The following is a 716-nucleotide window of genomic DNA, read 5'->3' on the forward strand; positions in this document are numbered from 1 at the left end:
TGGCAGCCGGCTCCACCGCGGCAGATGCTGGCCGTCGCTTCCATCATGGCGCAGATGCGCCAGCGCGACATCTTGATCCACCAGCCCTTCGAGAGCTTCGATGGGGTGCTGGCCTTCCTGCGCGAGGCGGTCTGCGACCCGCAGGTGGTGGCCATCAAGCAAACCATCTACCGCACGGGCGCGGACCCGCAAATGATGGAGTTGCTGCGCGAAGCGGTGCGCAGGGGCAAGGAAGTCATGGCCGTGGTCGAGCTCAAGGCGCGCTTTGACGAAGAAGCCAACATCAACTGGGCCGAGGCGCTGGAGTCGGTGGGCGCGCAGGTGGTCTATGGTGTCTTGGGCCTCAAGACCCACGCCAAGATGCTGCTGGCCACGCGCCGCGAAGGCCGGCACCTGCGCCGCTACGGCCACCTGTCCACCGGCAACTACCACCCGCGCACGGCGCGCCTGTACACCGATCTGAGCTATTTCACGGCCGACANGCGCTGGAGTCGGTGGGCGCGCAGGTGGTCTATGGTGTCTTGGGCCTCAAGACCCACGCCAAGATGCTGCTGGCCACGCGCCGCGAAGGCCGGCACCTGCGCCGCTACGGCCACCTGTCCACCGGCAACTACCACCCGCGCACGGCGCGCCTGTACACCGATCTGAGCTATTTCACGGCCGACAAGGACACCACGGCCGACATGGACAGCGTGTTCAACCACCTGGCCAGCCAG

Annotated in this window: 2 pseudogenes; both read left to right on the forward strand. The window is 66.7% G+C overall.

Features of this window, described 5'->3' with window-relative positions:
• Nucleotides 1-54 precede the first annotated feature (54 nt).
• Nucleotides 55-237, forward strand: a pseudogene (locus QZH66_RS17610) (hypothetical protein); the annotation flags it as partial.
• A gap of 248 nt (nucleotides 238-485) precedes the next feature.
• Nucleotides 486-716 (forward strand): annotated as a pseudogene (locus QZH66_RS17615) (RNA degradosome polyphosphate kinase); the annotation flags it as partial.

The organism is Stenotrophomonas sp. YIM B06876 (genome assembly GCF_030711595.1).
Taxonomy (GTDB): domain Bacteria; phylum Pseudomonadota; class Gammaproteobacteria; order Xanthomonadales; family Xanthomonadaceae; genus Stenotrophomonas.